Source organism: Pseudonocardia sp. SID8383 (assembly GCF_009864975.1).
GTDB classification, from domain to species: Bacteria; Actinomycetota; Actinomycetes; order Mycobacteriales; family Pseudonocardiaceae; genus Pseudonocardia; species Pseudonocardia alni.
Window position 1 is genome coordinate 1 of the sequence record NZ_WWFY01000229.1, and the last position, 4,162, is coordinate 4,162.

At 76.1% G+C, this 4,162-nt stretch carries 2 protein-coding genes; both read left to right on the forward strand.

Annotated elements, in window-relative coordinates; translation table 11 throughout:
• The coding region (locus GTW08_RS05525; protein ID WP_161151509.1) for an acyl carrier protein at positions 1-507 on the forward strand (507 nt) is incomplete at its 5' end.
• Between the two features lie 34 nt (positions 508-541).
• The coding region (locus GTW08_RS05530) for a type I polyketide synthase (RefSeq protein WP_161151510.1) at positions 542-4,162 on the forward strand (3,621 nt) is incomplete at its 3' end.

Below are 4,162 nucleotides of genomic sequence, written 5' to 3' on the forward strand. Positions count from 1 at the left end.
GCGGAACGGGCCCGGGCGCTCGTCGAGGCGGTCCGCGGCGAGGCGGCGGCCACCCTCGGCCACGACGGCGCCGACGCGATCCCCGCCGGGCGCGCGTTCCGCGACGTCGGGTTCGACTCGGTGACCGCGGTGGAGCTGCGCAACCGGCTGCGTGGCGGGCTCGGGCTGCCGCTGCCCGCGGCGCTCGTCTTCGACCACCCGACACCCACCGACCTGGCCCGCCACCTGGGGACGCTGCTGTTCGGTGACACCCCCGGCGAGCAGGGCACCACCCGCACCGACGACCCCGACGCCCACATCCGTGAGGTCCTCGCCTCCGTCCCCATCGGACGGCTGCGGCGGGCGGGCCTGCTGGACATGGTGCTGGGCCTCGCCGACGCCGAACCCGGTGCCGCCGACGACCCCGACCCCGACGCGGGCCGGACCGACGACGGCGGCGCGGAGTCCCTCGACGACATGGATGCCGAAGCGCTGCTGCGGCTCGTCACCGAGAACTCGGCGAACTGACCTCGGCGAACTGAACGACAAGCAGGAGATTCTGATGAGCACGTCGGACCAGAAGTACGTCGAGGCACTCCGGTCGTCCCTCAAGGAGGTCGAGCGGCTCCGCAGGCAGAACGAGCAGCTGGTCGCCGCCGCGTCCGAGCCGGTCGCGGTCGTCGGCATCGGCTGCCGCTTCCCCGGTGGCGTCGCCTCGCCGGAGGACCTGTGGGACGTCGTCGCGCACGGCCGGGACGTCCTCGGGCCGTTCCCGACCGACCGCGGCTGGGACCTCGACGCGCTCGCCGGTGACGGCGAGGGCGGCAGCCTGGCCCAGGTCGGCGGCTTCGTCGACGACGTCGCCGGCTTCGACCCCGGCTTCTTCGGGATCTCCCCGCGCGAGGCCGTCGCGATGGACCCGCAGCAGCGGATCCTGCTGGAGATCACCTGGGAGGCGCTGGAGCGGGCCGGCATCGACCCGACGTCGCTGCGCGGCACCGACACCGGGGTCTTCGTCGGCACCACCGGCCAGGACTACGGCGAGGTGATCCGCGCCTCCGACGAGGACGTGGCGGTCTACTCGACCACCGGGCACGCCGCGAGCGTCATCTCCGGGCGACTGTCCTACACCCTGGGCGCCGAGGGCCCGGCGGTCACCGTCGACACCGGCTGCTCGTCGTCGCTGGTCGCCATGCACCAGGCGGTGCAGGCGCTGCGGGCCGGGGAGTGCTCGACGGCGCTGGCCGGTGGCGCGTCGGTGATGGCCACCCCCGGCCCGTTCGTCGCCTTCACCGCCCAGAGCGGGCTGGCCGCCGACGGCCGCTGCAAGCCGTTCGCCGACGGCGCGGACGGCACCGGCTGGGCCGAGGGCGCCGGGATGCTCGTGCTGATGCGGCTCTCCGACGCCCGCCGGCAGGGCCGCGAGGTCCTCGCGGTCCTGCGCGGGTCCGCGATCAACCAGGACGGCGCCTCCAACGGCCTGACCGCCCCCAACGGCCCGTCCCAGCAGCGGGTGATCCGGGCCGCGCTGGAGAGCGCGCGGCTGGGCTCCGGTGACGTCGACGCCGTCGAGGCGCACGGCACCGGCACCACCCTGGGCGACCCGATCGAGGCGCAGGCCCTGCTCGCGACCTACGGCGCGGACCGCGCGACCCCGCTGCTGCTGGGCTCGGTGAAGTCCAACATGGGCCACACCCAGGCCGCGTCGGGCGTCGCCGGCGTCATCAAGATGATCATGGCGCTGCGGCACGGGGTGCTGCCCCGCAGCCTGCACGCCGAGCGCCCCTCGGCCGACGTCGACTGGACCGCGGGCGCCGTGGCACTGCTCGACGCTGCCGTCGACTGGCCGGAGACCGGCCGCCCGCGCCGGGCAGGGGTCTCCTCGTTCGGGATCAGCGGCACGAACGCCCACGTCATCCTGGAGCAGGCCCCGCACACCGACGCGCAGGCACCTGCCGCCGAGGTGTCCGCCCCGGCGGTGGTGCCGTGGCCGCTGTCCGCACGCACCGCCACCGCACTGGACACCCTGCGGGCCCGGCTCACGGGATCGGTCACCGGACTGAGCCCGCTCGACGTCGGTGCCTCGCTGGCCACCGGCCGTGCGACCTTCGAGCACCGCGCCGTGCTGCTCGGCTCCGGGGACGAGGTCACCGAGATCGCCCGCGGTGTCGCGGGGGAGGGCCTGACCGCGCTGCTGTTCTCCGGGCAGGGCTCCCAGCGCCTGGGCGCCGGCCGGGAGCTGCACGCCCGCTTCCCGGTGTTCGCCGAGGCGTTCGACGAGACCGCCGCGCTGCTCGACGCGGCGCTGCCCGACAACGACGCCACCCTGCGTGAGGTCCTGTGGGGCACCGACGCCGAGGCGCTCGACGACACCGGCCGGGCGCAGCCCGCGCTGTTCGCGATCGAGGTCGCCCTCTACCGCCTGGTCACCTCGCTGGGCGTGGTCCCGGACCTCGTCGGCGGGCACTCGATCGGCGAGATCGCCGCCGCGCACGTCGCGGGCGTGCTGTCCCTCGACGACGCCGCCACGCTCGTCGCCGCCCGCGCCCGGCTGATGGCCGCGCTGCCGCGCGGCGGCGCGATGCTGGCCGTGGGCGCGACCGAGGACGAGGTCGCACCCCTGCTCACCGCCGGTGTCTCGCTCGCCGCGGTCAACGGGCCGTCGTCGGTCGTGGTGGCCGGGGACACCGACGGGATCGCCGCCGTCGAGGAGCACGCCCGCGCCCGGGGGTGGCGCAGCACCCGGCTGCGGGTCAGCCACGCGTTCCACTCGCCGCTGATGGAGCCGATGCTCGCCGAGTTCCGGGCCGTCGCCGCCGGACTCACCTACCACGAGCCACGGATCCCGGTCGTCTCCAACCTGACCGGCTCGGTCGCCGAGGTCGCCGACATCTGCTCCGCCGACTACTGGGTGCGCCACGTCCGCGGCACCGTCCGCTTCGCCGACGGCGTCACCGCCCTGGCCGCGCGCGGCGTCACCACCCTGGTCGAGCTCGGCCCGGACGGCGTGCTCTGCGGCATGGCGCAGGAGTCCCTGCCCGAGGGCGCCGTCGCCGTACCGCTGCTGCGCCGCGACCGCCCCGAGGAGCTGTCGCTGGTCACCGGACTCGCCACGGCCCACGTCCGCGGGACGACCGTGGACTGGGCCCGGCTCTTCGACGGCACCGGTGCGTCCCGGGTCGACCTGCCCACCTACCCCTTCGAGCACACCCGCTACTGGCCCGCGCCCGTCCGGGGCGCCGCCGACGTCACCGCCGCCGGGCTGACCACCGCCGACCACCCGCTGCTCGGTGCCGCCGTCGAGCTCGCCGGTGACGACGGCGTGCTGTTCACCAGCAGGCTCTCGGTCCGCACCCACCCGTGGCTCGCCGACCACGGCGTGCAGGGACGTGCGCTGCTGCCGGGTACCGCGTTCGTCGAGCTGGCGGTGCGCGCCGGTGACGAGGTCGGCTGCACCCGGGTGGAGGAGCTGACCCTGGCCGCGCCCCTCGTGCTCCCCGAGCGCGGTGGCGTGCGGGTGCAGGTCCGCGTCGGTCCGGCGGACGCCCGTGGCCGCCGCACCCTCGGCGTGTTCTCCCGGCCGGAGGACGCCGACGGCCTGCCCTGGTCGCAGCACGCCACCGGTGTGCTCGGCTCGGGAACGACGGCGCCCGACGGGCTCGACACGACCGCCTGGCCGCCCGCCGGCGCCGAGCCGGTCGACCTCGAGGGCTGCTACGAGCGGCTCGCCGGGATCGGCTTCGACTACGGGCCCTCCTTCCGGGGGCTGCACGCCGCGTGGCGCCGCGACGGCGAGGTGTTCGCCGAGGTCACGCTGCCCGACGGCGCCGGGACCGACACGACCGGTTTCGGCCTGCACCCCGCCCTGCTCGACGCCGCGCAGCACGCCGCCGCCTACGGCGACCTGGGTGCGATCAGCCGTGGCGGCCTGCCCTTCACCTGGGAGGGCGTCCAGCTGTTCGCCGCGGGCGCCGGCACCGTCCGCGCCCGGATCGCGGCCACCGGCGAGGACACCGTGTCGATCACGGTGTACGACGCCGCGGGCGGGCCGGTGCTGACGGCGGACTCCCTGGTCTCCCGCGAGGTCCCGGCCGACACCGGCGCCGACCGGTACGACGACTCCCTGTTCCGCCAGGACTGGGCCCCGCTGGGCGGCCCCGCCGGCCGGACCCCGGCGGCGGTC